At 37.6% G+C, this 25853-nt stretch carries 23 protein-coding genes, 1 tRNA gene and 4 pseudogenes; 22 read left to right on the top strand and 6 right to left on the bottom strand.

Annotation, left to right across the window (positions count from 1 at the left end; all coding sequences use genetic code 11):
- Positions 1–5 precede the first annotated feature (5 nt).
- The 12 genes and pseudogenes from ACWYN3_RS35700 to ACWYN3_RS35645 all read left to right on the top strand — a co-directional run bounded on the left by ACWYN3_RS35700 (position 6) and on the right by ACWYN3_RS35645 (position 8866).
- A complete protein-coding gene (locus ACWYN3_RS35700) occupies positions 6–572 on the top strand; it encodes a response regulator transcription factor (protein WP_456218434.1) in 567 nt (188 codons plus the stop codon).
- Entirely contained in the window at positions 541–687 is a 147-nt protein-coding gene (locus tag ACWYN3_RS35695) for a helix-turn-helix domain-containing protein (RefSeq protein WP_456223269.1), read from the top strand. Before ACWYN3_RS35700 ends, ACWYN3_RS35695 begins: the two co-directional genes overlap by 32 nt.
- An 8-nt stretch (positions 688–695) precedes the next feature.
- Positions 696–1154, top strand: coding sequence for a hypothetical protein (locus ACWYN3_RS35690; protein WP_456218433.1), 459 nt, complete (start codon positions 696–698; stop codon positions 1152–1154).
- A 5-nt stretch (positions 1155–1159) separates the two neighbouring features.
- Positions 1160–2059: a sensor histidine kinase gene (locus ACWYN3_RS35685; RefSeq protein WP_456223268.1), complete on the top strand. Its 900-nt coding sequence runs from the start codon at positions 1160–1162 to the stop codon at positions 2057–2059.
- Positions 2060–2128: 69 nt separating this feature from the next.
- Positions 2129–2611, top strand: a complete 483-nt coding sequence (locus ACWYN3_RS35680; protein WP_456218432.1) for a TolC family protein — start codon at positions 2129–2131, stop codon at positions 2609–2611.
- A 55-nt stretch (positions 2612–2666) separates the two neighbouring features.
- Positions 2667–3164: a TolC family protein gene (locus ACWYN3_RS35675; RefSeq protein ID WP_456218431.1), complete on the top strand. Its 498-nt coding sequence runs from the start codon at positions 2667–2669 to the stop codon at positions 3162–3164.
- On the top strand, positions 3115–3423 hold the full coding sequence (locus tag ACWYN3_RS35670; protein WP_456218430.1) for a hypothetical protein: 309 nt from the start codon (positions 3115–3117) through the stop codon (positions 3421–3423). The genes ACWYN3_RS35675 and ACWYN3_RS35670 overlap by 50 nt, the downstream gene beginning before the upstream one ends.
- A 7-nt stretch (positions 3424–3430) precedes the next feature.
- Positions 3431–4534 (top strand): efflux RND transporter periplasmic adaptor subunit, encoded by a 1104-nt coding sequence (locus ACWYN3_RS35665; protein ID WP_456218429.1) that lies wholly within the window; start codon positions 3431–3433, stop codon positions 4532–4534.
- Positions 4535–4564: 30 nt separating this feature from the next.
- Positions 4565–7717 (top strand): annotated as a pseudogene (locus ACWYN3_RS35660) (efflux RND transporter permease subunit).
- A 215-nt stretch (positions 7718–7932) separates the two neighbouring features.
- The gene (locus tag ACWYN3_RS35655) at positions 7933–8136 is read left to right on the top strand and encodes a hypothetical protein (RefSeq protein WP_456218428.1); all 204 of its coding nucleotides are present in this window, start codon (positions 7933–7935) and stop codon (positions 8134–8136) included.
- 42 nt (positions 8137–8178) lie between these two features.
- Complete coding sequence (locus ACWYN3_RS35650) at positions 8179–8628, top strand: YgaP-like transmembrane domain (protein ID WP_456218427.1); 450 nt, start codon at positions 8179–8181, stop codon at positions 8626–8628.
- 10 nt (positions 8629–8638) lie between these two features.
- Entirely contained in the window at positions 8639–8866 is a 228-nt protein-coding gene (locus ACWYN3_RS35645) for a hypothetical protein (RefSeq protein WP_456218426.1), read from the top strand.
- A gap of 28 nt (positions 8867–8894) precedes the next feature.
- Here the strand turns inward: ACWYN3_RS35645 and ACWYN3_RS35640 are convergent, their stop codons facing one another.
- Positions 8895–9377, bottom strand: coding sequence for a DUF5362 family protein (locus ACWYN3_RS35640; RefSeq protein WP_456218425.1), 483 nt, complete (start codon positions 9375–9377; stop codon positions 8895–8897).
- Between the two features lie 132 nt (positions 9378–9509).
- Here ACWYN3_RS35640 and ychF point away from each other — a divergent pair.
- Together ychF and ACWYN3_RS35630 are read left to right on the top strand one after the other, a co-directional pair.
- Positions 9510–10603 (top strand): annotated as a pseudogene (gene ychF, locus ACWYN3_RS35635) (redox-regulated ATPase YchF).
- A 246-nt stretch (positions 10604–10849) separates the two neighbouring features.
- A pseudogene (locus ACWYN3_RS35630) lies at positions 10850–11877 on the top strand (Rpn family recombination-promoting nuclease/putative transposase).
- 125 nt (positions 11878–12002) lie between these two features.
- Here the strand turns inward: ACWYN3_RS35630 and mgtE are convergent.
- Together mgtE and ACWYN3_RS35620 are read right to left on the bottom strand one after the other, a co-directional pair.
- The gene (mgtE, locus tag ACWYN3_RS35625; protein ID WP_456218424.1) at positions 12003–13376 is read right to left on the bottom strand and encodes a magnesium transporter; all 1374 of its coding nucleotides are present in this window, start codon (positions 13374–13376) and stop codon (positions 12003–12005) included.
- Positions 13377–13650: 274 nt separating this feature from the next.
- Entirely contained in the window at positions 13651–14055 is a 405-nt protein-coding gene (locus ACWYN3_RS35620; protein ID WP_456218423.1) for a TetR/AcrR family transcriptional regulator, read from the bottom strand.
- Between the two features lie 390 nt (positions 14056–14445).
- Between ACWYN3_RS35620 and ACWYN3_RS35615 the strand changes: the two genes are divergently transcribed.
- Together ACWYN3_RS35615 and ACWYN3_RS35610 are read left to right on the top strand one after the other, a co-directional pair.
- Positions 14446–14634 carry a hypothetical protein gene (locus tag ACWYN3_RS35615; RefSeq protein ID WP_456218422.1) on the top strand — a complete coding sequence of 63 codons (189 nt, stop codon included), beginning with the start codon at positions 14446–14448 and terminating at the stop codon, positions 14632–14634.
- Positions 14635–14678: 44 nt separating this feature from the next.
- Complete coding sequence (locus tag ACWYN3_RS35610) at positions 14679–15164, top strand: LytR/AlgR family response regulator transcription factor (protein ID WP_456218421.1); 486 nt, start codon at positions 14679–14681, stop codon at positions 15162–15164.
- An 82-nt stretch (positions 15165–15246) separates the two neighbouring features.
- On the opposite strand, the gene ACWYN3_RS35605 is transcribed toward ACWYN3_RS35610, so the two are convergent.
- Positions 15247–15393 carry a hypothetical protein gene (locus ACWYN3_RS35605; protein ID WP_456218420.1) on the bottom strand — a complete coding sequence of 49 codons (147 nt, stop codon included), beginning with the start codon at positions 15391–15393 and terminating at the stop codon, positions 15247–15249.
- A gap of 71 nt (positions 15394–15464) precedes the next feature.
- On the opposite strand from ACWYN3_RS35605, the gene ACWYN3_RS35600 reads away from it, so the two are divergent.
- From ACWYN3_RS35600 to ACWYN3_RS35590, 3 genes are all read left to right on the top strand, one after another.
- Complete coding sequence (locus ACWYN3_RS35600) at positions 15465–16529, top strand: sensor histidine kinase (RefSeq protein WP_456218419.1); 1065 nt, start codon at positions 15465–15467, stop codon at positions 16527–16529.
- 135 nt (positions 16530–16664) lie between these two features.
- On the top strand, positions 16665–19421 hold the full coding sequence (locus ACWYN3_RS35595; protein ID WP_456218418.1) for a thiopeptide-type bacteriocin biosynthesis protein: 2757 nt from the start codon (positions 16665–16667) through the stop codon (positions 19419–19421).
- A gap of 294 nt (positions 19422–19715) precedes the next feature.
- Positions 19716–20162: a hypothetical protein gene (locus ACWYN3_RS35590; protein ID WP_456218417.1), complete on the top strand. Its 447-nt coding sequence runs from the start codon at positions 19716–19718 to the stop codon at positions 20160–20162.
- Between the two features lie 20 nt (positions 20163–20182).
- Here ACWYN3_RS35590 and ligD read toward each other — a convergent pair whose 3' ends face one another.
- Positions 20183–22720, bottom strand: coding sequence for a DNA ligase D (gene ligD / locus ACWYN3_RS35585; RefSeq protein WP_456218416.1), 2538 nt, complete (start codon positions 22718–22720; stop codon positions 20183–20185).
- A gap of 142 nt (positions 22721–22862) precedes the next feature.
- Here ligD and ku point away from each other — a divergent pair.
- The 3 genes and pseudogenes from ku (at position 22863) to ACWYN3_RS35570 (ending at position 24369) form a co-directional block, all read left to right on the top strand.
- A pseudogene (gene ku, locus ACWYN3_RS35580) lies at positions 22863–23632 on the top strand (non-homologous end joining protein Ku).
- A 131-nt stretch (positions 23633–23763) separates the two neighbouring features.
- A tRNA-Arg gene (locus ACWYN3_RS35575) sits at positions 23764–23838 on the top strand.
- A gap of 165 nt (positions 23839–24003) precedes the next feature.
- Positions 24004–24369, top strand: coding sequence for a hypothetical protein (locus tag ACWYN3_RS35570; RefSeq protein ID WP_456218415.1), 366 nt, complete (start codon positions 24004–24006; stop codon positions 24367–24369).
- A 696-nt stretch (positions 24370–25065) separates the two neighbouring features.
- Here the strand turns inward: ACWYN3_RS35570 and ACWYN3_RS35565 are convergent.
- Complete coding sequence (locus ACWYN3_RS35565) at positions 25066–25827, bottom strand: hypothetical protein (RefSeq protein ID WP_456218414.1); 762 nt, start codon at positions 25825–25827, stop codon at positions 25066–25068.
- Between the last annotated feature and the right edge of the window lie 26 nt (positions 25828–25853).

Here is a 25853-nt window from a genome sequence, read left to right as displayed (position 1 = left end):
AACCAATGTTTAATATCGGATTAGCAGAAGATGACGTAAAAATAGCCAGCCTGGTCAAAACCGGACTGGAAGAACATAATTATAACGTCACTACCATTCCTGATGGAATAATGGCACTTTACACCTTCCAGGAGGAAAAATTTGATCTGCTGATTCTCGATGTGATGATGCCCGGGATGAATGGTATTGAAGTCTGCCGTCAAATCAGACAGACCAATAAAGACGTTCCAATTCTAATGTTAACCGCATTAGGTTCTATTGATGATAAAGTACTGGGTTTAAACTCCGGTGCTGATGACTACCTTGTTAAACCTTTCCACTTCAAAGAATTACTAGCCCGTATTGAGGCTATGTTAAGGAGACAGCAAACTGTTCAAAGCCAGTTAAAACACACCCTTAGCTTTGAAGATATCCTGATGGATACCTATTCCAAAACTGTTCATCGGGCAGGTAAGGATATCACACTAACCGCGAAAGAATTCACACTATTAGAATTATTCCTAAAAAAAAAACCCAAACCGTCTTTTATCCAGACAATACATTGCAGAAAATGCCTGGGATATCAGTTTTGATACCGGAACCAATGTAATTGACGTCTATGTAAACTTCCTGAGAAACAAGATCGAAAAAGGGTTTGACAAAAAAATAATCCATACAAAAATAGGTATGGGCTATATCATGAAATAAACAAGTCGATGAAGATCAAAGACCGCCTTGCCTTATATTTCACTCTGATCAGCACTATTACGCTGTTATGCGTACTGTCTGTTACTTACTTTACTTTCAAAAAAGTAATGGAATCCGAGTTCTTTGACCGCCTGACTGACCGTACCATGGTGACGGCCAAGTTATACCTCGAAGCGGATGAAATCTCGGACGAAGCCTTAAATAAAGTAAGAACGGAATATCTGGAAAGACTGAACGGTGAAGTAATCCGCATTTACAATAACCGCAATAGTGCTGCTTTTATAGGTGATGATCAGCAATTCTGGAGCAGTCAAACTATAGATAAAGTTAGAGAAATGGGTAAAATCCGTTTCAAAGAAGGAGAAAGACAAGTAGTCGGGATCTTTTATAAAGACAATCAGGGCGACTTTGTCATCCTCGCCTCTGCAATAGATCAGAGTCAGCAGTCAGAGTTCAAAAATTATTAAAAGTGATGATCGGTGTGTTCATCATCATCTTTCTTGGCCTGCTGCTCTCCGGCAGGTGGATCGCTAAAAGAATATTATCACCGTTGAATGTGTTTATTGACCAGGTAAAACTTATCAAGTCAAACAACCTGCATTTCAGAGTTGAAGAAGGTACAAATAAAGACGAAATCACTTTACTTGCACAGAACTTTAATAACCTGATGGAACATCTGGAGCATTCTTTTATCCTGCAAAAAACATTTGTCGCAAATGCTTCGCACGAATTAAGAACTCCTGTAACAAGGATGATTATCGGAGCGGAGATCGCCCTTTCTAAAGAACGCCAGAAAGAAGATTACGAAAAAGCACTTCACTCCGTATTAGAAGATGCCGAAAAACTAGAAAACATCATTACTGCCCTGCTTAACCTCGCACAGGCAGATTTAGAATATAGCTCCTCACTGGCAGAGCACATCCGTGTTGATGAACTGATCTGGCAGTTACAGTCTGAATGGAATCAGCGGAAAGGCCCTAATCAATTGATCGTGGAAATGAAGAATCTGCCAATGACAGATGATACTCCATTAATCATTAATGCAAATCCCACCCTATTACAAATTGCACTTGACAACATCATCAGTAATGCCTTTAAGTTCTCAGATAATCAACCGGTGAGCTGCACCCTGGAGATTATCCCAGCGGGAATGGTTCTTACCATCAATGATAAAGGCGTCGGGATAGCAGAGGACAAATTAAAAGAGATCTTCAAGCCTTTTTACAGCTCCTCTCATAAAGTAGAACATGCAGGCAATGGCATGGGTTTATATATGGCCCATAAAATCATCACCCTGTTCAACGGAAAAATCACAGTAACGTCATCAAATGGCAATGGCACTACTTTCCGCATCGAGTTTTATTCATTTTAATCAGTTTTTAATACCCCTTTAATTCACCTTTAATTTCTCAAAATTAGATTTGTTTAAAATATTAAGCAAATGACATCTAACTTCCTGAAATATCACCTGTTAATCTTCGGCTTCGCTCTGCTAGGCATCTCCGGAAATGCAGCAGCTCAGGCTACTGACACACTCACACTCAGCCTTCCCCAGGCAGAAAAATTATTTATCCAGAATAACTACCAGTTAATCGCTCAAAACTACCAGACCGATCAGGCAAGAGCAGAAATTATAACAGCTAAATTATTTGATAACCCAGAACTGAATGTAGAAACTCAGTTATATAATTCTAAAACCAAGCGATTCTTTGAAACTTCAAACACCAATGGAGAATATCAGGCTTCTATTTCTCAACTGATTAAGCTTGCCGGAAAAAGGAATAAAAATATTCAACTGGCTAAAACAGGAGTAAAATTAGCAGAATACCAATATTTTGACCTGATGCGCACCTTGAGATTCAATCTGCGTTCGAATTTCTATAAAACCTATTACGCACAGCAGTCTGCCAAATTAAATATATAACAGCAAAAATCTCTCACTGCAGAAACTACTTTCGGCCTCAGAACAACAATTAAAAATGGGTAATATCGCTATGAAAGATATTATCCGGATTAAATCACTCGTATATAGCCTGCAAACAGAATACAATAACCTGGAAAACAGCATTGAAGATATGGAAACTGATCTTAAACTGATGACCAATATTAAACCAGATGCTAATCTTGCATTGGTTATGGATCCTTCAGAAGAACAGACTTATCAATTAGATAAAGCAGTTTACACCAATCTGCTGGATTCAGCACGTGCTAACCGGGCAGATTTAAAACTTACCCAAGTAGGAATCACTTACGCAGAGAAAGCTTTGAGTGTACAAAAAGCCAATGCAGTACCGGACGTACAATTTAATTTAACCTATGATTTACAGGGCAGTTATCCTAATAATTATACCGGTATAGGGATGCATATTCCTTTGCCTTTATTCAACAGAAACCAGGGAGAGATCAAAAAAGCGAAAATTGCTATTGATGCTGGCAAAAAAACCATTAAACCAGCAAGAATCTGCCTTACAAAATGAGGTCTTCAACAGCTATAAATCAGCATTAAGAACAGAAAGTTTATATAAAGGCTTCGATAAGAATTTCAGTAGTGACTTTGATAAACTGATCGGCGAAGTCATTAAAAACTTCAAGAGCAGAAACCTGAGCCTATTGGAATTTATGGATTTCTACGATTCTTATAAAGAAAGCACCCTGCAAATGAATGATCTGAAATATCAGCGAATGAATGCTAAGGAAGAAATCAATTATGTAACTGGTACTACAATTTTCAAATAATACACACATGCAAACCCAAATCAAACAATTCAGCAGGCTTACCATTGGCGTAATAGCGGCTTTCGTATTATTACAAAGCTGTACAGAACACGTTAAAGAACCGCCTAAAGATGATAAATTCACCGTTACTGACTCTCTGATCAGCAAATTGCTGATCGATACTGTCAGAAACCCAAATAGCGAAACGGATTTAAGCTTCTCTGCCAAGATAGCTCCGAATGATGAAACTACAGCCAAAATATTCCCGATGGTGAGCGGAAATGTACGTTCAGTACCTGTAAAGCTAGGTGATCAGGTTTCTAAAGGGCAAGTATTAGCAACGATGGGAAGTGCAGAGATGGCAGGATTTGATAAAGAAGCGATTAGTTCTTCTGCTGAACTCAGAAACGCATCAAGAAGCATGAAACTTGCCGAAGATCTATATAAAAGCGGCTTATCATCTGCCAGAGATGTAGAAGAAGCTAAAAATAATTACCTCGTTAAACAAGCCGAAGCAAAACGCAGTAAAGCAGTGCTGAACTTAAATGGTGGAAGTACCAATGGTACTTATACCTTAAAATCACCAATCTCAGGTTATATAATTGAGAAAAATGTAAACAGCAATATGCAGCTCAGACCCGACAATAGTCAGAGTTTATTTACGGTAGCTGATTTATCAACCGTATGGGCTATGATTAATATTTATGAATCCGATATCGCAAGCGTGAAACAGGGTGACCCTGTTAAAATATCAATCCTTTCTTACCCGGATAAAGTTTTCACAGGTAAGGTGGATAAGATATATAATATACTGGATGCCGATAGTAAAGTAATGCATGCCAGAGTAAGTATTCCTAACCCTGGTTATTTATTAAAACCAGGTATGATGGCCACCGTTCAGCTTGTTTCAAAGTCAGATATCAGCCTGCCATCCATCAATACCAATAACATCATTTTTGATGAAAATAAGAATTATGTACTGGTGCTGGATAAAGTAAAAAAAGTACGTATACAAGAAGTAGAAATAGGGAGAAAATCGGGAGATAAGGCCTATATCAGCAAAGGACTGCAACCTGGCGACCGTATCGTTGCTTCAAAACAGGTATTCCTTTACGAAAGCCTTAAAGACTAATTTTCTTACACCAGATAAAAATCCACTATAATGAATAAATTCATTAAGACGATCATAGGTTTTTCCCTAAAAAATAAGATCTTCATTTTCTTTGCTACCCTGGTGATGATCCTGGCTGGTTACCTGAGCTTTAAGCACACGACCATTGAGGCATTTCCTGATGTGACCAATACTAACGTTACAATTATTACCCAATGGCCTGGGCGCAGTGCCGAAGAGGTAGAAAAGTTTGTGACCAGACCACTGGAAATTGCCATGAACCCGACTGAGAAAAGAACAAGTATCCGTTCTTCTTCCCTGTTCGGTTTATCCATTGTAAAAATAACTTTTGAAGATGATGTAGATTATGCCTTTGCCAGAGTACAGGTTAACAATCACATTGCAGAAGCAGATATTCCTGCTGGCGTAAATCCAGAAGTTGAACCTCCATACGGACCTACAGGTGAAATTTTCCGCTACACTTTAAAAAGTAATAAAAAATCTGTCAGAGAACTCAAAACATTGCAGGATTGGGTAGTTCAAAGAGAATTACTTTCTGTACCCGGCATTGCCGATGTAGTAAGTTTTGGTGGTGAGGTTAAAACTTACCAGATCACTGTCGATCCGCAGAAATCCATCCAATATGGAGTAACAGCATCAGAACTTTTTGAAGCTGTCTCTAAAAGTAATATTAACGTTGGTGGTGATGTGATTAACCAGGGTGGGCAGGCCTATGTGGTTCGTGGAATTGGCGTACTGAATAATATTGATGAAATCAATAATGTTATTGTTGACAATGTAAACGGTACACCCGTATATGTTAAAACTATTGCGGACGTTACTGAGAGTGCTTTGCCAAGACTAGGGCAAGTAGGAAGGGATAATGATCCTGATGTCGTAGAGGGTATTGTAGTCATGCGTAAAGGGGAAAACCCAAGCGAAGTACTAACCCGGTTAAAAGAGAAGATTAAAGATATTAATGATAACATCCTGCCCGGAGATGTGAAGATCAATACTTTCTATGACAGAGAGAACCTGGTCGATTTCGCTATCCATACCGTAATGCACAATATGATGGAGGGAATCATCTTCGTTACCGTTATTGTGTTCTTATTTTTATGGCAGACTGGCGGACAACGCTGATCGTCTCTATTATCATTCCTCTGGCTTTATTATTCGCTTTCATCTGTTTAAAATTAAAGGGAATGTCAGCCAACTTACTATCGATGGGGGCGATTGACTTTGGTATTATCATAGACGGGGCCGTGGTCATGGTCGAAGGGATCTTTGTCGCTTTAGACCATCGTGCACAGGCTACCGGAATGCAGAAATTTAATGGTCTGAGTAAATTAGGGATTATTAAAAGAGCTTGTTTAGAAAATGGTAAAGGTATATTCTTTGCCAAATTAATCATCATTACAGGGTTACTACCTATTTTTACCTTTGAAAAAGTAGAGGGAAAAATGTTCTCACCATTGGCATGGACGTTAAGTTTTGCCTTATTGGGAGCGTTGATCCTCACTTTTACGCTGGTACCTGCACTGGCAAGTGTTCTGCTAAATAAAAATGTAAAAGAGAAACACAACTTCTTCCTCAGAGCAATTACAAACGGAACAATCAGATTCTACAATGCCTGTTTCAAAGCGAGGAAAATGGTATTCGGTATATCACTGGTGATTCTTGTTCTGGGCTTATTCAGTTTCAAATTCCTGGGAACAGAGTTTTTACCTTCGCTTGATGAGGGATCTATTTATGTAAGAGCAAGTGCCCCATTAAGTATCTCATTAGATGAAACTAAAAAACTTTCTAACGAGATCCGTAAGATCTTCCTCCATTTTGATGAGGTCAAACAAGTAGTATCTCAAACAGGAAGACCTAATGATGGAACAGATGCTACAGGATTTTACAATATGGAATTCCTGGTAGACATCTATCCAAAGGATGAATGGAAACGCCATGAGACTAAAGAACAACTGATCGAGCGCATGCAGGACAGATTAAAAGGCTATCCGGGGATCAGTCTTAACTTTTCTCAGCCGATCTCAGATAACGTAGAAGAAGCGGTCTCTGGTGTAAAAGGATCGATTGTAGTGAAGATGTTTGGAAACGACTTTTGTTTTCATTGAGAAACAGGAAGAAAAGATTGAAAGTATCCTGAAATCAGTAAAAGGAATAGAAGATTTAGGGATCTTAAGAAATCTTGGTCAGCCCGAATTACAAATCAATCTTGATCAGACTAAAATGGCTTTATACGGAGTCAGAACTGAAGATGCAAACGCAGTTATCGAGATGGCAATTGGCGGAAAAGCAGCTACCCAGATTTATGAAGGTGAGCGTAAGTTTGATCTCAGAATCAGATATCCGGATTCATTCAGACAGAATGAGGAATCTATTGGTAACCTGAGAATCCAAAGTCTTTCTGGTGCAAAAGTGCCTTTGAGTGAAATTTCTACAATTAAAAAAGTAACAGGCCCAAGTATTATCTATCGTGATAAACATCAAAGATATGGTGCAATCAAGTTCTCTATTCGTGGCAGAGACATGGGAAGTACTATTGCAGAGGCACAGGCCAAAGTAAATGCAGCAATCAAATTACCTAAAGCGTATAAACTGCAATGGGCAGGAGATTTTGAAAATCAACAGCGTGCAACGGCAAGATTATCTCAGGCAGTGCCGATCAGTTTATTACTGATTTTCTTTATCCTGTTTATCTTGTTTGGAAATATCAAAGATTCGCTCCTGGTATTAAACAATGTTCCTTTTGCCATGGTTGGTGGTGTTTTAGCCTTATTGGCTTCTGGTGTCAACTTTAATATCTCTGCGGGTATTGGTTTTATAGCCCTGTTTGGAATATGCGTACAGAACGGAGTGATTTTACTGACTAAGTTTAAATCGAATATCGCAGAGCTGAAGTACCATCCTACCTGGACATTTCCTGATGCTTTGAAAGATGGTATTGCCACCAGACTGCGTCCGGTAATTATGACTGCAATGATGGCCGCTATCGGCCTGATGCCAGCAGCCCTTTCAACCGGTATTGGTTCTGAGGCATCAAAACCTTTGGCTATTGTAGTTATTGGTGGTTTAATTACGAATACATTATTTAGTTTGTTTGTGTACCCGATAGTGTTTTACTGGGCATATCATAAAAAAGCAAGACACCTGACAGAAACCAGGGATACTGCTGGGGTTGCACATCATTAAGAACATATTTTGAATAGCATATAAAAAGATTTTTTTCAGTTGGTTAGGGTTGTGTTTGCATTAAGCAAAAGAATTGGCAGATTTTTAAAGCTTGATCTGTGCAAACACTTTAAAGGGGTGCCGCGAAAGCGGATACCCCTTTTTAAATTTATATATGTTTTGTGAAACAGTCCAGCTTTTGAACTGTTAACTAATAAGAATAAAACCCCAGGGCTATGGCAGACTTAGAATTACACAATCCGGAATTTGAAATTACAATTGAACTGAGTGGCACAAATAAAACGATTCAGGTACAACCCGATGAAACTACTGATGGTGTGGAGTATTTTATATGTAAATCAAATGGTGAGCAGGTTACACAGATCCGAAAAGAGGAGAATGGCAGATGGGAGCAGTTATGGGGTAAACTCAATCAATGACATTAACATTATTGCACACGCAATTGAAAATAGATCATAATTATGGAGAAGCATAAAACACACCATTTAAAGTTACGTTCAGGCAAATTTTCCATTGAAAAACATCAGTATTCAAATGTAGGTTTGACAGAACGTTTTGTATCTGTATTTGCCGGAGCGATATTATTAAGTAAAGGGCTAAGAAACCCTTTTAAACCCAAGTTCTTATATGGTGCATATCTCACTTACAGAGGGTTCACCGGCCAGTGCCTGTTTTATGAGCAATTAGGTATCGATGCCAGAAAGCCACAGGCGATAAACGTTCGCGGTGAATTTGTAATCGACAGACCTGCACACGAAGTATACAGTCACTGGCGTAACCTGAATAATCTGCCAGGGAGTTTAAATCATCTGATGGATGTTAAAATGCTCGATGAAAATTTATCCCTTTGGAAGAGTAAAGTACTGGGTAATTTAATCCCTGTAGACTGGAAGGCAGAAATTGTAAAATGAACCCGGACATTTGATTGGCTGGAGATCTACCGCTGATTCGGTACTACGCCATGTTGGAAAGGTTGAGTTTGAGGAAACACAAGATGGGCTTGGTACAATCCTTAAGATAGTCATATCTTATCATCCACCCGCAGGAGGTTTAGGAATAGGTATTGGAAGGTTATTAAATCCTTATTTAGAGCATTTGCTGACTAAAGAGATCAAGGCCTTCAAACATCAGATAGAATTACCTGTATAAAATATATACAGGTAATTTCATCAATGATTTAAGCAGTATGTCCCGCAAAAGCAACAAACATAACTATCATCAGTATATAAAGTGCGATGATTACAATGGTTAGTATCCCCCAGAATTTAAAGAATGATTTCAACTTGCTTATAGCTTCACCTAAGCTCGGCTGATCAGCAAATAAAACAGCTTTATTGGCCGAAGTAGAAAATTTATAAAGTAAAAAACTCGGATAGAATTGTAATAATGCAAACAATAAATAAATTATTGTAACCCGGCAGGCAGATCCCAAACCCAGCATTGGGTTACCCGGCATTGTTTTACTTAAAGTGGATAACATGGCATCTACGCTAAAGGCAGACATCACAAACATTGCCGTAAGTACAAACCCTACAATTGATAGAAATCTAGTCCATTTCGCCGCATCATAGATATAACTGCGTATATCTTCAGTAATCCATAATGCATCTACCTCCGCATCCTCCTGCAATTCAGGTTTTATTTCTTCAAAGTTGTCCATGATCTTTTAATGTATTAAAAAATGTATTTTAATTTTTTAAACATAAAGAATATTTGGTCGTGGCGCAAGTTTATTGCAGGATGGATTTAAAAAAATTGATACCTTTGCGCCAAATCAAGAAAAAAATCATTCATGGCATTACAATGTGGGATAGTTGGTTTACCAAATGTTGGAAAATCTACCTTATTTAACTGTTTATCAAACGCAAAAGCTCAGGCTGCTAATTTTCCTTTCTGTACAATCGAACCTAATATAGTATCATTACGGTTCCGGATGATCGTTTAACCAAGCTTGCTGAGCTGGTAAAACCAAATCGCGTAGTTCCGAATACAATCGAAATTGTGGACATCGCTGGTTTGGTAAAGGGTGCATCCAAAGGTGAAGGATTGGGAAACCAGTTTTTAGGAAATATCCGGGCAACTAACGCAATCATCCATGTTCTTCGTTGTTTTGACGATGGAAATGTAATCCATGTGGATGGTTCTGTTGATCCGATCCGTGATAAAGAAATCATCGATACTGAATTGCAGCTTAAGGATTTGGATACTGTTGAAAAACGTATTCAGAAAGTAGAGAAACTGGCAAAATCAGATAAAGACGCGAAAAAGACTTTCGAAATTTTAAGTATAATCAAACCACATTTAGAAAGTGGACAATCAGTTCGTTCGGCAGCATTAACACAGGAAGATTTTGACTTTATTCAGGACTTAGGTTTGTTAACGCAGAAACCAGTAATGTACGTTTGTAATGTAGATGAAAACTCTGTAATTAAAGGAAATGCTTACGTTGACCTGGTTAAGGAAAATGTTAAAGGTGAAAATGCGGAAGTATTGATTATCTCTGCTAAAATTGAATCTGAAATTGCTGAACTGGAAAGCTATGAAGAACGTCAGGAATTTTTATCTGACTTAGGACTAGCTGAATCTGGTGTAAATAAATTGATCGTTGCAGCTTACCGTTTGCTGAACTTATATACTTATTTCACTTCAGGTGTTCAGGAAGTAAGAGCCTGGACAATTACTAAAGGTTTTACTGCGCCTCAGGCAGCTGGTGTAATCCACACAGATTTTGAAAAAGGATTTATCCGTGCTGAGGTAATTAAATATAATGACTTCATTACTTTAGGATCAGAAAATGCTTGTAAGGATGCTGGAAAACTTGGTGTTGAAGGTAAAACTTACGTAGTTGAGGATGGTGATATTATGCACTTCCGTTTCAACGTGTAAATAATAACAAGTTGCGGTTTGTCTGAGGGCAGACCGCTTTTAAACATAATATCCTACGGTTCTCGTAGCTATATTGTCCTGGTTTTCAAAGCCAGCAGCGCTTTAAAATCATCGCGATCAATAAATTTACCTTCTCCTTGTTTAGAAATTGGCTCAATAACTAAATATTTATTTATTACCAGTATTATCGTAAACGGGATTAAGTTGCAGCAAAGAAATATAGATATTTCTTTTAAACCTATTTACATGCTGCAAGCCACAAAATATATAGATCCTCTGATAGATTTTGCTTTTAAAAAAATCTTCGGGACTGATCCTAACAAAGACTTATTGATCGATTTTCTGAATGAAGTTTTTAGAGGCAGAAAACATATTGTCGATTTGATTTACAATAAAAATGAACATCCGGGCGATTTGAAGAACGAAGGCGGTGTCATATTTGATTTACTTTGCACAGGGGATAATAATGACCATTTTATTATTGAGATACAGCGTAGCAAACAGCCAAATTTTAAGCAGCGTTCGTTATTTACACCAGCCGTTTGATTAGCGATCAGGCACCAAAAGGTAAAAGGAGTGAGTGGAGATATGATTTGACTGAAGTTTTTCTGATTGCCTTAATGGAAGATTCAGTAGTTAATGATTTCCCCAAAGATCAGTTTCTCCATGATATTTGTCTCTGTGACAGGGACACCGGGGAAATATTTTACGACAGACTGGGCTATATTTACATTGAATTACATAAGTTTGTAAAGACACCAGATCAATTGGAAACGGGTTTGGATAAATGGCTGTTTGTACTCAAAAACATGAGTAGTATGGACAAAATACCAGTCTATCTTCGTAAGCCAATATTTGAAAAATTATTTAATATTGCTCAATTTACTAATCTAACAAAGGAGGAAAAAACGATGTGGGATATCGATGCAAAACGCAGATGGGACAATAAGAATGCAAGTGATTATGCTATTGAGGAGGCTGAGAGGGCTGCTGAGAAAGCTGCTGAGGAGACTCGGAAGGTTATTGAGCAGACTATTGAGGAGACTCGGAAGGCTATTGAGGAGGCCACAGAGAAGGGGATAAAATTAGGAAAGGAGAAAGGTCTTGAACTGGGACTTGAGGAAGGTCGTGAACAAGGCATTGAACAAGGCATCGAACAAGGCGTTAGACAAGGAATCCGTGTAGCTGTTCTCAAAATGAAAGAGAATGGATTATCAGTTCAGCAGATAGCTGAAATTATGGATTTACAATTAAATGAAGTAGAAGAATTATAACCTGTAACCACCCAGGTTATAAAAGAAGCAGCCGTTAATATTAAAAATAACAAAGGGCAAATAACTGATAGTTATTTGCCCTTTGTTATTTTAGGAGAAATCCCTTAAATTTCTCATCAGGTCTTTTACAACAACACCCCTGTCAGGAACATCACCGCTACCGAGAAATAAATAATCAATCCTGTAACGTCAACCAATGTTGCTACAAAAGGAGCAGACGAAGTTGCGGGGTCAGCCCCAAGTTTTTTCAGTAACAATGGCAGCATAGAACCTGCAAGAGAACCCCACAATACCACTCCAACCAGTGCTACACCTACGGTAACACCTATCAATGCCCAGTGCGGCCCATATAAATTAGAGAATAAAGTCCATATAAAAATCCTCAGGAAACCAATCGAACCTAAAACAAGACCAAGCATCAATCCAGAGATGATCTCTCTGCGCATTACACGCCACCAGTCACCAATTGTAATCTCTCCTAACGCCATTGCCTGAATAATCAGTGTTGATGCCTGAGATCCGCTGTTACCCCCACTAGAGATAATCAGTGGAACAAACATAGCAAGCACAACCGCTTTAGCAATATCTGCTTCAAAATGCGCCATCGCTGTTGCCGTTAGCATTTCCCCAAGGAAAAGTACAACCAGCCAGCCGATCCTTCTTTTAAACAGACCAAAAATAGGCATATCCAAATAAGGTTCATCCAGCGCCTGGGTGCCCCCTATTTTATGCATATCCTCTGTGTATTCTTCATTCGCAATCCACAAAATATCATCAACAGTTACAATACCAAGTAATACATGATTATCGTCTGTTACTGGTAAAGCCACCCTGTTATTCATCCTAAAGACATTAATTGCCTCTTCTTGCGGATCATTTGCATTCAATGCAATAGATCTGTTATCAGTAAGTTCACCAACAGGAACATCAGGATTAGCAAGCAGAATTTCCCTGATTCTTATATCATCCAATAAAATCCCACTCTCATCTATGACATAAATAACATCAATAGTTTCTGAATCTTTTCCGTATTTCCGGATGTGCTCTAATACCCTTTTAACCGTCCAGTCTGTCTTAACAGCAATATAGTCTGGCGTCATTAAACGTCCGACACTATCTTCTTTATAACCTAACAGCGACAAAGCCTCGACCCTGTCTTTGGCAGGTAATAAGATAATCAGTTTCTTTACAGCATCCCCTTTCAGCTCAGAAAACAAGGAAGTCCTGTCATCAGGAGGCAGTAAATTGATCAGCTGTGCAAGCTTTTCGCCGGGAAGTTTCTTTATAATTTTCTCCTGAGTAGGAAAATCCAGGATTCTAAAAACGTTAACTGCCCTTTTAATTGACAGTGTATCTATGAATTTAACCGCATATTGAGGAAGTTCGTCTATAAGATGTTCGACGTCCGAGATATTAAGCGCATCTAAATATTCCCTTAATTGTCCATCACCATCACGCTCAATTAGTTCAACTACTTCTTCAACAACTTTTTCTTCCATAAATAGCGCTTTTATTATTTACATGTTTCTTTTGCTTTACCAAGATTGCAAAAGTGATGTTTTATTTTTAAAAACGCATTACGCAAAAACAATTAATTGTAATCCTTATCCTTTAGATTATCTCCGAAAGTCCATTCTATGATTTTTTCTATAGAATTTAATAATTCATTCCTCTTTTCAGTATAGCCTCCCAAAATAAGATGGTTAGTGCCAGCAACAAGTAAAGTGGAAACGATATTAAAATAAGTGATACAATTATTAAAACCTGATTCTTTTATCGGCTGCGTTTTTTTCGGTTATGCAAACGGCTTGTATTAGACTTTTTTTTAATAACGATATTATAACCAGAAGTACCGTTCAGTACCATGGCCTCCATTTCACAATGATCATAAAAAGAATTAAATCTCTCTTTTAAAAGTGTCTTAATCAATTCCTGAATCGAAGGCGTACTACCTTCAGATACTGAAGGCTCAGCCAGGTTATTTGTCCAAAAATTATTTTCTACAACATACGCTCTGACCATTTGATTAAAATCACCAAAATAGCGATAGATCAAAATTTTTGATACTCCTGATAGTTTAGCAACTTTATTAACACCTAATCCACTAAAGCCATCTTTTTTAAGAATCACTCCTACTGCATCTAATAATTTCCTTTTTGTATTTTCCTTATTTTTCATTGCCAGGTATTATTTTTTTCGTGGTGTTTATTTTTTAATAGTTCTCAAGAGCAAACGTGGTTTTATTAGCAATGAAGCATATGAGCGTTGCTATTAGCAAACTCATGCAGGTTCATATACTGTTTTTCACCAGTGTTTATCTAATAGACAGGTAGGTTATCATTCATTCTGGGATCACAAAACTCTGCTATAATTGTACCCCGCAGCTGATCTGCCAGTTTACGTACAAGATATAATTCAGAGGTACGGAATAAGAAAATTTTATATTAACCCGATCGTTTTTTATATAAAAGGGTATAATTTCACCAAAAAAAGCAATCATTGTATTAATGCTTGTATATTTATACTGCTTAAATATCTCTCAAACTAAAAAAAGGATAGCATATGATTATGAGCTGTATTGTTATTGACGATGAACCCCACGCTATTGATGAATTATGTGAGCTGATTGCTCTGGTACCTCATCTGAATCTCGTAGAGAGTTTCTCGGATGCAAGACAGGCTATTGCCTATTTGCAGGAAGCTGAACATATAGATATTATCTTTTCAGATATCAGTATGGCGGTTCTGAATGAATAGAAGCTGCTGAAATATTAAACAACTATTGTCACTTCTTAGTTTATGTGACTGCACACAGAAATTTTGCTCCTGAAGCATTTCAGGCTAAAGCAGATGGTTATTTGCTCAAACCCGTTAGCTATATGTCATTCACGCAAAAAGTAGAAGATCTGTCACTAAAATATCAGGATATCATCAAACTGCAAAGAGATGAACAACAATTTTTATTTATTAAAGGCGGACAGAAAAGCAGTTATATTAAGATAAAATATAGTGACATTGTTTTTATCGAGGCGATGCTGAATTATATCATGATTCACACTACAAGTGGTAATGAAATAACTTACATTGGGCTGAAGGCTATGGAAGATAAATTAAGTGCAATGGATATCTTTTTTAGAATAAACAAGTCCATTATTATTTCCCTGAACCATCTTGATCGCGTAGACGGAAATATTGCAAGACTATCTAATGGAGAAAGTTATCAGATTGGAGATAAATACAAAAGTGTGTTCCTTGATTTCTTAAAGAAACACACTTTGAAATCATAAAAGTTACAATATATAAAGTGTGCTTCATCACCAAGTTCAGAAACACACTTTCATACTTAGATAGATTCATTTTTCAGGTGATTTATACTTTTAAAAGTCCTGACATACTAGTTCCTGCAAATGTTCCGGATGGATCAGGTGGTGCAACTGTAGGACGACCACCTGATTGTTTTTGATATAAAAACAAAGTTTTTTTTGTTAGTGTTAGTTTCTTTTTGGTCAAACTCATGGCTATATTTTTTTTTAGTTTATAACCAATGTTATCCCTTCAAAAAAAACTACACACCTTTATTATATTACATGCTAAAATTATTATATAAAGACCTTCTAAAGCCAACAAAAACGATCCGTATACACGTGTTGTGCTGGTTTATATTCATTTCTTATGAGATAAGTCTTTTAGAAATTATATACGGAAATCCACGTCCTTTACTTCATACCGTATTGTACTATCTGCTGAATATTATTATCCTGTTTTACATCCATTCTCAGCTAGTGCTGCCACGTATATCTACAAAGTCAATATCTTATTTATGGTTCATTCCTTTATTTACATCGCTGGAACTTGTCGTTTACTGTACAATTGCCGTAGCTATAAGCAGTCTAACGATGGTATTAGCAGGTGAACCGGTAAAGATTGAATACTTTAACAGTAAATTTTTCGGAATTACGCTTTGGCGCGGAATCTATTTTATACTTTATGCCTCAGCGTATTACATTTTTCTTAGCTACCACAGAAAAAGACAAACTGCACTAACTAAAACCATAGAAAATGAACAGCTAAAAAATGACCTTCTCCGTGCAGAACAAGATTTCCTGCGTGCACAAATCAATCCTCATCTACTATTCAACACTCTTAGTTTTATTAAATATGCGGCTAAGAAAAATCCAGAGGAAGCTAATGAAGCCATTATGAGATTATCTGGCATCATGGGTTTTGCATTAGAAAACAATAGTCAAACCATCCTCGTATCAAAAGAGCTGGAACAGGTAGAAAATATCATCAATTTAAACCAGTTGCGATTCAATCATACTTTAAAAATTAACTATGTAATCAACTTAGCTAATACTCAGGTCACTATTATTCCTATAATTATACTCACACTCGTAGAAAACATCTTTAAACACGGTAACCTGCTGGAAAAAGACTATCCGGCAGAAATCCGGGTTGAATCAACAGACGAACATTTAATTATACAAACCAGTAACCTGCCTAACTATGATACCACACTAGAAAGCAGTAAAACAGGACTAGCCAATATCACCTCCCGTCTGGATCAGTTCTACAAAAATGATTACAAATTCAGCCACACTATAACAGACAACCTATTTAAAACAGAACTCGAAATAACGCTCAGGCGTTAATTAAAATTCAGGGGTAAACAAGTATCTTATTGTTTAATTATTTACATAAATATCTAGACATTATTTTATGAAATTAACGATCTCCCCCATGAGTATCACCCGTACGCCGTATTTCCCTGTCAAAAGGATCTATGTATGGTGTGGAATGAACTTAAAGACTATATCCATGAGTCTTCTCCTTCATTCTTTGAAATGATCAAAGACTATGACTATTCAGATCTACAGTCTTTGGAACCGAAAATCAGATTTACCATCTGGAAATATTTCAACCGGGCAAAGTTCAGAGCTACGCCTTACGGAAATTTCGCGGCGTTTTCGGTTATTCCGGTCAGCTATGAAAACAGCACAGCCCCTGTCACTCTATCAAAACAACACATCGTTCATCGATTTATCAATTGGCAGGAGAAGGAAAATTTAAATTTTGATTCCAAGTGGCTCATCCGCCATGCAGGCTTTTTAACCACCAACACCACCGCTTATACCGGAGGTGATGAACTGCGCTATATCAATACCGAAAATGGCTCATTTGAGCTCTCAGCCATTGGGACCGAAGAAACAACACAATCGACCTTAGACTATTGCCGTACTAAACGAACTGTTAAAGAAATACAGTTTTTTTTGCGCAGTGAATATAGCCTAAGCCCGGCAATGACTAACTATTTCCTCGAACAACTGGTTTCCTTTCAGCTTTTGATCACGAATTTCCAGCCCAATATTATTGGCCCCGATTATTATGGACGTATTGGCTATACACAAACCGAAAAGAAAAATGATTATATCATTGCTGAAAGAAAAAGAATAAAAGGACAGTTGTCCGAGAGAAGGCTTCAGATACTTACTGAGCTGATCGAATTTCTTTCTAAACATACTGAAATTAATACGAATTCTTCATTGGATGATTTCAGACATAAATTCAAGAAGAAGTTCGAACACAAAGAAGTCCCCCTGCAAATTGCAATGGATCCCGAAATAGGAATTGGTTACAGGTCAATGACAGTGAATCAGGATGAGGGACAGCTGATTAATGACCTAAAAAAAAAAAACCGGTCATACAAACAGACATACAATATCCCTTATACTCCCTTGTATCAGTTCATGCTAAACCAGATGATACAGCAGAAAACTGTTCAGTTAAATGACTTTAAAGATTCGGGAACATTTCCGCAACTTCCACTTCCAAATACAATGAGCGTTTTACTGCAATGTACGGATGAACACCTGATTATAGGGAGTCTTGGTGGCTGTACTGCAAACTCACTTTTGGGAAGGTTTTCCCTGGCAAGTGAGGAAGTCACAAAAATTGGCCAAAGGTTTGTTCAAATTGAACAGGAAGCGAATCCCGGTATCCTATTTTTTGATATTGGTTATCAGATTGAGAAACATGCTGATAATATCAATAGGAGAAAAGCCATTTACGATTACGAACTGCCAATACTGAGCTGGCCAGAAAGTAAACATATTTTAGCCCTTGATGATATCATGGTCAGTGTGAGAGGTGAAGAGCTGGTACTCCATTCCGTAAAACACGGTAAACGGATGATACCAAAGCTAGCATCTGCCTATAACTATGCACGCTCAGATCTTCCTGTTTACCGGTTCCTGTCTGATATACAACACCAGGGTCTGCGCACAAGTTTAGGAATCAATCTTTCCGGCATTTTCCCAGGACTTTTACATTATCCCAGGGTACAATATAAAAATGTAATTCTCTCTCCAGAAAAATGGTTAGTTCCTAAATCTGTCTGCCAGGAATCAAGTTCATCATCTTTAACAGAATTATACAATTGGTTGCGACACATTAATTTACAAAACCCTTTTAAATGCGGCGATGGTGATCAGACTCTGATCTTTAAGCCAGAAATAGAAGAAGATATGCATTATTTTATGCTCTTCTGCAGGAATAAAAAAGAACTTTATATCGAGGAAACTTTTATTCCTGTCATTCCCCAGGTAATTGATGAGAACAACGAACCCTATTTCCCGGAATTCATTGTGAATATTGAACATAAGGAACTACTTTATATACCTTATCCGTTAAGAGGCCTATGGAACAGTGAGCAGTATTTTTCCAATCTGTTTTTACCCGGCGAAGAGTGGTTATACTTTGAAATTTACTGCCATTCTTCTAAATCCAACGCACTCCTTCTTCATATCAGCAGACACTTTATTTTTCCTTTCAGAAAAAAGATAAAAAAATGGTTCTTTATCCGTTATAATGATCCGGCCGATCATATCCGCCTGAGGTTCCAGCTAAAAGAGATCAAAGATGGACATGAATTGACAGCCAGTCTTTCAGACTTAATTGCACCCTATATTACTTCTGGTATAGTAGCAGATCTTCAGCTTAAAATCTACCGGCAGGAAACAGAGCGTTATGGCTTGGAAAGGATGAACCTGGTAGAGACTTGTTTCGGAATTGACAGTGATTTTACGCTAACCATTATTACAAAACCATTTGAAATTAATGACCTCTATATCCTATCGATTACATTGATTGAAAATGTCTTAAATAATGCCGGATATACACTAGAAGAACAATTACAATATGCAGAACGGATGCATATTAATTTTGCTGCCGAATTTGAGATACAATCTGAAGGGACTAAAAAGATTAATCAGAGCTATAAGGATTTCAATTTCGATGCAATTACCATAGCATTAAATAAATTACAGAAGAAAAAAGCAATGCAGACAGCGCATGCTTTTTTAAATACTTTACAAGCCTGTAAACAGGAAGAAAAAAACAGTGTGCTGTCGGATTTATTTCACATGCATACAAACAGGCTTTTTCACGATAATCAGCGTATGCATGAAATGATTATGTATAATTTTCTGACCAAGCGGATCAAGATGAAAATAGGCAAATTAAAGAATCAATTTCAGCCGGTATAATCAATTGACACATCAATTTACTATGCCACTCAAAACAATATGTTCTGATAAAATTTAATTAAAAAAATAAGATATGCATTGAACAAAATTACTATTTTTACGTAAGTGGTAACATGTGCATTTTCTTTATGAAAATTCAAATGAAACTGTAAGCTATAGATCATTTATGAAACCTTCTACCAAAAATTATTACAATGCTCCTTCAGTATTGGTAAAGACCTGGAAGCAATCGAAAACTTTCAATCTGCACATAAGCTTTTTCTCAAAAAAAACACGGAGGAGTCAAGGAAGTCAATGGCACAATCGCTGCAAACAGTAAAAACACTTCAAGATGAATTGTCTACTCCTGATGAATCAGCAGATCAGATCAGAGTAGCCTTTTTAAGGCAGGTGATAACGCTCGAGCAAAACATTGAAAGCATTCACAAAGATGGGCTATATCCCGATTTATACAGAGACAGCGAGTCTTGTTTCCGTCTGCTGAAAGATATCCTTGATAGTTTTAAAATATCATTACTATCAAAAGGAGAATCTTATCCCTTCGTAGAACTTTCTACGAGTAGTAACGAGTGGAAAGATCACGGTGTAGTCGCTTTTTGCCGGGACGTAAAGAATAACCTAAATCCTATAAAATTCAGAAGTTTATGGGATGCATTGCAGTGTTACGAAAAAAACAAAACACAACTTACGTATACTTTTGAAATTTTATCAATAACAGGAAACTTAGGTAAACAGCAATAAAGAGGTTTAATAGAACATCTTTATTGCTTAATTTTTCCTTCCAGAATCTTTCTTAAATCAATTCCAGAACCTATTACTGGTTTAAAAATATCTCCCGTTTCGTTTACTCTTGCCAATGCATTGGTAATCGTAAAATCTTTCATTTTCAATCCTTTTTTCACCTCCTCCCAGTGTAATGGCATAGAAACCGTAGCACCTGGTTTTGGACGCAAAGAGTATGGGGCTGCAATAGTTGCCTGAGACCGGTTTTGTAAAAAATCAAGGTACATTTTCCCTTCGCGGCTAGCAATAGTCCGTTCAAGGCTGGTAAACCCAGGTATCTCCCGGTTCACCAACGTCACAATTATTCTTGCAAATTCTTTACTCTGTTCATAAGTATATTCATTGCCCAATGGAATGTAAACATGCAGCCCTGTAGAACCACTCGTTTTACAATAACAAGGCACTCCCATATCATCCAATACAGTTTTAGTCATTCTCGCCGCTTCGATCACCTGGTTAAAAGAATTCTTATCCGGATCAAGATCTATAATACACCAGGTCGGATAATCAGGTTTTCTGATTGTACTGTTCCAGGGATGGACTTCAATACAGCCTAAACCCGCCATATACAACAAAGTCGCTTCATCGTCGCCTACCATAAAATGTTTATCGGATTCATTTCCTTCGGCATGGTAAAGATAGGTTTTGATCCAGCCAGGCACCTTTCCTGTCACATCTTTCTGATAAAAGCTCTTGCCCTTTATCCCATTAGGATAACGATTTAATGAAAGTGGCCGGTCTTTCATATATGGTAATATAAAAGGAGCCATTTGCGAATAATAATTGATCAGATCCCGTTTGGTTATTTTCTCAGCAGGCCAGAATATTTTACTCAGATTAGTAAATTTCAGTGTATGACCGTTTATTTTTTTCTCTTGAATACCCTCATTAGAATTAAGTAAAATCATATTCACAGGTTTTTCCAGAATAACATACTTAGGTTCTTTGTCTCCACGCATACCTGCAAAAGATGGATGGCGCATTAACCCACCGGCAGTCATCTCTGCAAAACTCACCTCGCAAATAAGTTCTGGTTTTAACCAGGTTATTTTCGTTTTTGGCAGGTTAACTCTGAACGGTCCCGGCTTATTCACATCAGGATTGTCAGTAAACGCTGGTTTAACTATAATCAACGGCCGAAACTGAGCAAGTAACTCCTTCTGTGTTCTGATATTAAAACCAGTACCAATCTTTCCGGTGTAAATAAATTTCCCCTGATCAAATAGACCAACCAGCAGTGAGCTGAAAGGCTTATCACTAGCTGCATTATTCGTATACCCTCCAATGACCATTTCCTGCCTCCTGTTTGCTTTAATTTTAAGCCAGTCACTTGTACGTTCACCAGGACGATACAGACTGTCTTTGCGCTTGGCAACAATACCTTCCAGCCCCGCCTTTTTTGCTGCCTCCAAAAATTCTACACCCGAAGTTTCAAAGTCCTTGCTGAACCTGATCAATGAATTTTCCGGTACAAGCTCTGAAAGAATCTTTTTTCTTTGTATCAAAGGCAGTCCGGTCAGCTCATATCCATCATACCATAAAAGATCAAATACATAATAAACCAGCTCCCCTTCATCCTGACTCTGCCAGTTTTGCAAAGCACCAAAACTAGCTTCCCCATTTTTGTTGACAACTACGACCTCCCCATCCACAATCGCATTAATTTTCCATTCCCGCAGCGCCTGGTATACCGGATAAAATTTATCATTAAAGGATTTATCATTTCTGGATTTAAACTCGACCTTTCCTTTATTCATCAAAGCGATTGCGCGATAGCCATCCCATTTAACCTCGTACACCCATCCTTCCTCCTCAACTGGCTTACTAACAAGCGTAGTTAACATTGGTTTTACTTTCCAATAAAAAGGAGTTTTTTGAGTTTTGACATTCTTTATCTTATGATCCGGTTTCATGGTCTTTTGAGCATAAACCTTATCCGGCTTACTGGTCATTTGCTCAATAGTCTTTTTTGAAACCACAGATTTATCTTTCAGCAGGATATCATCCCCCTTTGCATATTTATCTTTATGTTTGATTAAAAGCCAGCTATTCTCTCCAAGTCCGGGAGCCTTAACCAGGGCAAAAGATCCCTTTAGCTTTTTACCATGTAAGATGAAACCAATTTTACCGCCATACAGCTGATGTCTGAGATTTCTATCCTGACTTTCAAGATCTCCTTCCACCGGCTCCTCTGGTTCATAAGTTCCTTCATCCCAAATAATAACCGTCCCCCCTCCATATTCTCCTTTTGGAATAATCCCTTCAAAATCTTTATAATCGTAGGGATGATCTTCAACCATCATAGCCAAACGCTTAATCTCAGGATCAGTAGACGGCCCTTTAGGGATTGCCCAGCTTTTTAGTACCCCTCCCATCTCAAGTCGAAAATCGTAATGCAGATGTGATGCATTATGTTTCTGAATGACAAACCGCAATTCTTCTCCATTTCCCTTTCCACCTTTGGGCTCAGGTGTTTGATTAAAAGACCGTTTCTTTTTATAGGCTGCTAAACTCATATAACAATTGTTTATAAACTCGGATCAGGAGCATAACAACAAGAAAGATTCAAAGTTTTGAGAGTCTGTTTAAAATATTTTAAACCAGGTCTCTTAAACAAAAGAAACAACTCGTTGTTAAATCAGACATAAAGCATTTATTATGAGATCACTTTGGAATGGGGCAATTGGTTTTGGATTGGTAAATATCCCTGTAAAACTTTTTTCTGCCGTGCAGAATAGTCAGCTTGATCTGGACATGCTGGATAGTAAAGATCATTCCAGGATCAGGTTCCAGCGTATCAATGAGCAAACGAAAATGGAAGTTCCATTTGATAAAATTGTCAAAGGATTTTTATTGAATGATAAATATGTAGTACTGGATGATCAGGATTTTGAGGATGCATCACCTGAAAAGACAAAGATGATAGAACTGGAAACTTTGTAGATATCAATGAAATCAACCCAATTTATTATGAAACGTCTTACTATGCCCAACCTGAAAAACAGGGTAAAAAAGCATATGCATTATTATTAAAGGCTTTAATAATAGCTAAAAAAGCTGGTGTAGCAAGGTTTGTTTTAAGGAATACAGAGAACCTTTGCGTGATACACCCCTTAAATAATATCCTGGTGGTCACAAAAATACGCTTTGCCGAAGAAATACGGTCTGAGGAAGAACTTAAAATCCCTGAGATTGAAACCATTACCAAAAAAGAGCTCGAGGTTGGCCTCGCGCTAATTAAACAATACACTTCTGACTTTGATATTAAAGGGTTTAAAGATGAATACAGTAAAGAACTCCTGAAAATCATCAAAGCCAAAGCTAAAGGCAAAAGGGCAACTGTTAAGAAATTACCTCCCCGTGAACAGACTAATGACGATCTGTACAGTCAGCTCATGAAAAGCCTGGAGGATAGAAAAGGGGCTTAAGGGCTTAAGCAGATAAAAACAATCCTAAACAGACAGAACCTTATCTCTAAGAGGAACTTTAGTCAAACTTTGATAAAAATGTTCAATCGAACATACGGAATAATCATTTGAATGCCTATATTCGCCGAAATGTTCCTGTAGTTCAATGGATAGAATTTTGGTTTCCGGTACCAAAGATGGGGGTTCGAATCCCTTCGGGAACACCAAAAGACCTCTTAACAAGATTGTTAAGAGGTCTTTTTATGGACATGCCCTCCGTGTCAGCAAGGTCTGATATAAAAAATTCAGCCAGATCAAATAGGGGTATCCTCAGGAACAACGTCTTTAATTAAGAAAATACAATAAAGACAACAAAACACAAATGTTTGCTCATGAGAAACCTGATCACAATTTCAGTAATCCTGCTATTCTGTTTTACCAGCTGCAAAAAAGAAGATTTAAATTCCAATAAATTAAAAGTAGAAATCAGCAACAACGACCCATGGGATTTCAGAAACCCTTACGTAGTAGACGTTTTTAATCTTAGAACCGGAAGAAACATATTAAGTATACGGGATAAACGTACTGAAGATTATCAAACCGAAGATGTTCTTCCTGGAGACAACATTGATATCGCATATACTATGTTTTGCGAGTGCGAGATCACTATCAAATACAAAGGCCGGAAATTAGACAAACGCACAAATTTCTTTTTAGGAACTAAAGAAGGAAAAATGACAGTTACAATTCCAAGATAGGATTTAAATGACGTAAAAAGAGGATATCCCGGTTAACAGGATATCCTCTTTTTTTTGCCTTTTATTTTACGTGCGGTTCGGCATAGAACAAGGGTAAGAATAGAGGTCTGAAACCCTGTTGAAAAGACGTTGAAAGGGGGTTGGAAGGACGTTGGAAGGACCTTGCAATGACCCAGGTCCTTCCAACCCCCTTCCAATGTCGGTCTAATACCCTTTTAACAGGCTTTTCTAACACCTCTCTTCATTAATTTCTATGCTCCGACACACCTTTCCCCTTTGTAAATCCTGGAGAGAGAATTCAAACGGAACTGAGCTGTAAATTTTATAAGTTATTAATCAAAAGAATTAGGGATTCAGAATAACTAAAAACATAGTTCTATATATTCAGAATTGAATTTGCCAAATATTTAACGTAACAAATACAACGAATGTTACCACTTTAGCCTAAGAAATATCGATTTATCAGAAGAAATATGAGATTTATGCTCCATTCACGTAAGGAAAACGGCCGTTGGTGTAATAATGAAATGATTAATCATATGATAAGCTTAATATTGAATTGTGAATCATCTACCTATGGAACACACACGACAGTAATGTACATATAATACACTACAGAAAAACCAGCCGGATGGCTGGTTTTTTGTGTTTTAAAAGGAATTAGATTAGCTCTTTACAACTAGAATGCATTGATGATCAACTGGATCGCTCCATGATTATGTTCAGGGCTAAACATTGCAGTAGCTGCAACTGGCATATGATGGTTAAAAAAAACCACCATTCTTTATTCAGTGTTATTCCGGCGTTTACAACATTAGGTTTAGATCCGTAAAAGTTTTCGTCTCTGCCAAAAGCAAATCCGCCGCCAGCGAAAAGATGGACATTGGTAGTTCCCTCTTTCCATACTCTATAATCCAGCACTACATAGTTGGAGTAATTATTAGCCAGTTCGCCATTACTCTTTACATGTGTATCACGTCCCTGTACTATGGTACTCCAATTAACACTAATCGGGAAGGCGTCTCCGAACTGATATCCGGCAGTTACATCAATAAAGTGAGACGTAGTCCCTCTTTTGTAATCGAATAGCTTAGCGTTAGGGAAATCAGTGAAGTTATTGATGTCCCAGACTGAAAAGTTAAATCCGGCTTTAACATAACTCACATAGTAATCGAATTCTTTATATTCTCCATTAAAACCTGCTCCGCCCCATATACCCGCCGAGAAGCTCCCGTCTTTGGTCGTATAATGCATATCAACGTCAGTGATAGGACTGTTAGAAACCTTAAATCCACGCCACAAGTATAAATTACGCACCTGCAGGCTTACATCAAAAGGTTTATATTTTTTAACTGGCATGGTATCAATTTTCAATGGCTTAGCATCCTGAGCCATCGCGGACAGGCAAAGGCATAGCCCCAGTATAGCCCCAAGGCTACCTTTATAAATAGTTTTCATAAAAATCTGTTTAAGGAATTCTGTTT

This window comes from Pedobacter sp. NJ-S-72 (assembly GCF_053890575.1).
This window is presented reverse-complemented; position numbering and strand designations above follow the sequence as displayed.

Excerpts from the sequence above, each read along its gene's own strand:
- ACWYN3_RS35595 (WP_456218418.1), top strand. The coding sequence starts at position 16,665 with ATGGTGTGGAATGAACTTAAAGACTATATCCATGAGTCTTCTCCTTCA.
- ACWYN3_RS35600 (WP_456218419.1), top strand. The coding sequence starts at position 15,465 with ATGCTAAAATTATTATATAAAGACCTTCTAAAGCCAACAAAAACGATC.
- ACWYN3_RS35700 (WP_456218434.1), top strand. The coding sequence starts at position 6 with ATGTTTAATATCGGATTAGCAGAAGATGACGTAAAAATAGCCAGCCTG.
- ACWYN3_RS35655 (WP_456218428.1), top strand. The coding sequence starts at position 7,933 with ATGGCAGACTTAGAATTACACAATCCGGAATTTGAAATTACAATTGAA.
- ACWYN3_RS35620 (WP_456218423.1), bottom strand. The coding sequence starts at position 14,055 with ATGAAAAATAAGGAAAATACAAAAAGGAAATTATTAGATGCAGTAGGA.
- ACWYN3_RS35650 (WP_456218427.1), top strand. The coding sequence starts at position 8,179 with ATGGAGAAGCATAAAACACACCATTTAAAGTTACGTTCAGGCAAATTT.
- ACWYN3_RS35570 (WP_456218415.1), top strand. The coding sequence starts at position 24,004 with ATGAGAAACCTGATCACAATTTCAGTAATCCTGCTATTCTGTTTTACC.
- ACWYN3_RS35675 (WP_456218431.1), top strand. The coding sequence starts at position 2,667 with ATGGGTAATATCGCTATGAAAGATATTATCCGGATTAAATCACTCGTA.
- ligD (WP_456218416.1), bottom strand. The coding sequence starts at position 22,720 with ATGAGTTTAGCAGCCTATAAAAAGAAACGGTCTTTTAATCAAACACCT.
- ACWYN3_RS35590 (WP_456218417.1), top strand. The coding sequence starts at position 19,716 with ATGGCACAATCGCTGCAAACAGTAAAAACACTTCAAGATGAATTGTCT.
- ACWYN3_RS35665 (WP_456218429.1), top strand. The coding sequence starts at position 3,431 with ATGCAAACCCAAATCAAACAATTCAGCAGGCTTACCATTGGCGTAATA.
- ACWYN3_RS35565 (WP_456218414.1), bottom strand. The coding sequence starts at position 25,827 with ATGAAAACTATTTATAAAGGTAGCCTTGGGGCTATACTGGGGCTATGC.
- ACWYN3_RS35670 (WP_456218430.1), top strand. The coding sequence starts at position 3,115 with ATGCTGGCAAAAAAACCATTAAACCAGCAAGAATCTGCCTTACAAAAT.
- mgtE (WP_456218424.1), bottom strand. The coding sequence starts at position 13,376 with ATGGAAGAAAAAGTTGTTGAAGAAGTAGTTGAACTAATTGAGCGTGAT.
- ACWYN3_RS35615 (WP_456218422.1), top strand. The coding sequence starts at position 14,446 with ATGAGCTGTATTGTTATTGACGATGAACCCCACGCTATTGATGAATTA.
- ACWYN3_RS35685 (WP_456223268.1), top strand. The coding sequence starts at position 1,160 with ATGATCGGTGTGTTCATCATCATCTTTCTTGGCCTGCTGCTCTCCGGC.
- ACWYN3_RS35605 (WP_456218420.1), bottom strand. The coding sequence starts at position 15,393 with ATGAGTTTGACCAAAAAGAAACTAACACTAACAAAAAAAACTTTGTTT.
- ACWYN3_RS35680 (WP_456218432.1), top strand. The coding sequence starts at position 2,129 with ATGACATCTAACTTCCTGAAATATCACCTGTTAATCTTCGGCTTCGCT.
- ACWYN3_RS35690 (WP_456218433.1), top strand. The coding sequence starts at position 696 with ATGAAGATCAAAGACCGCCTTGCCTTATATTTCACTCTGATCAGCACT.
- ACWYN3_RS35640 (WP_456218425.1), bottom strand. The coding sequence starts at position 9,377 with ATGGACAACTTTGAAGAAATAAAACCTGAATTGCAGGAGGATGCGGAG.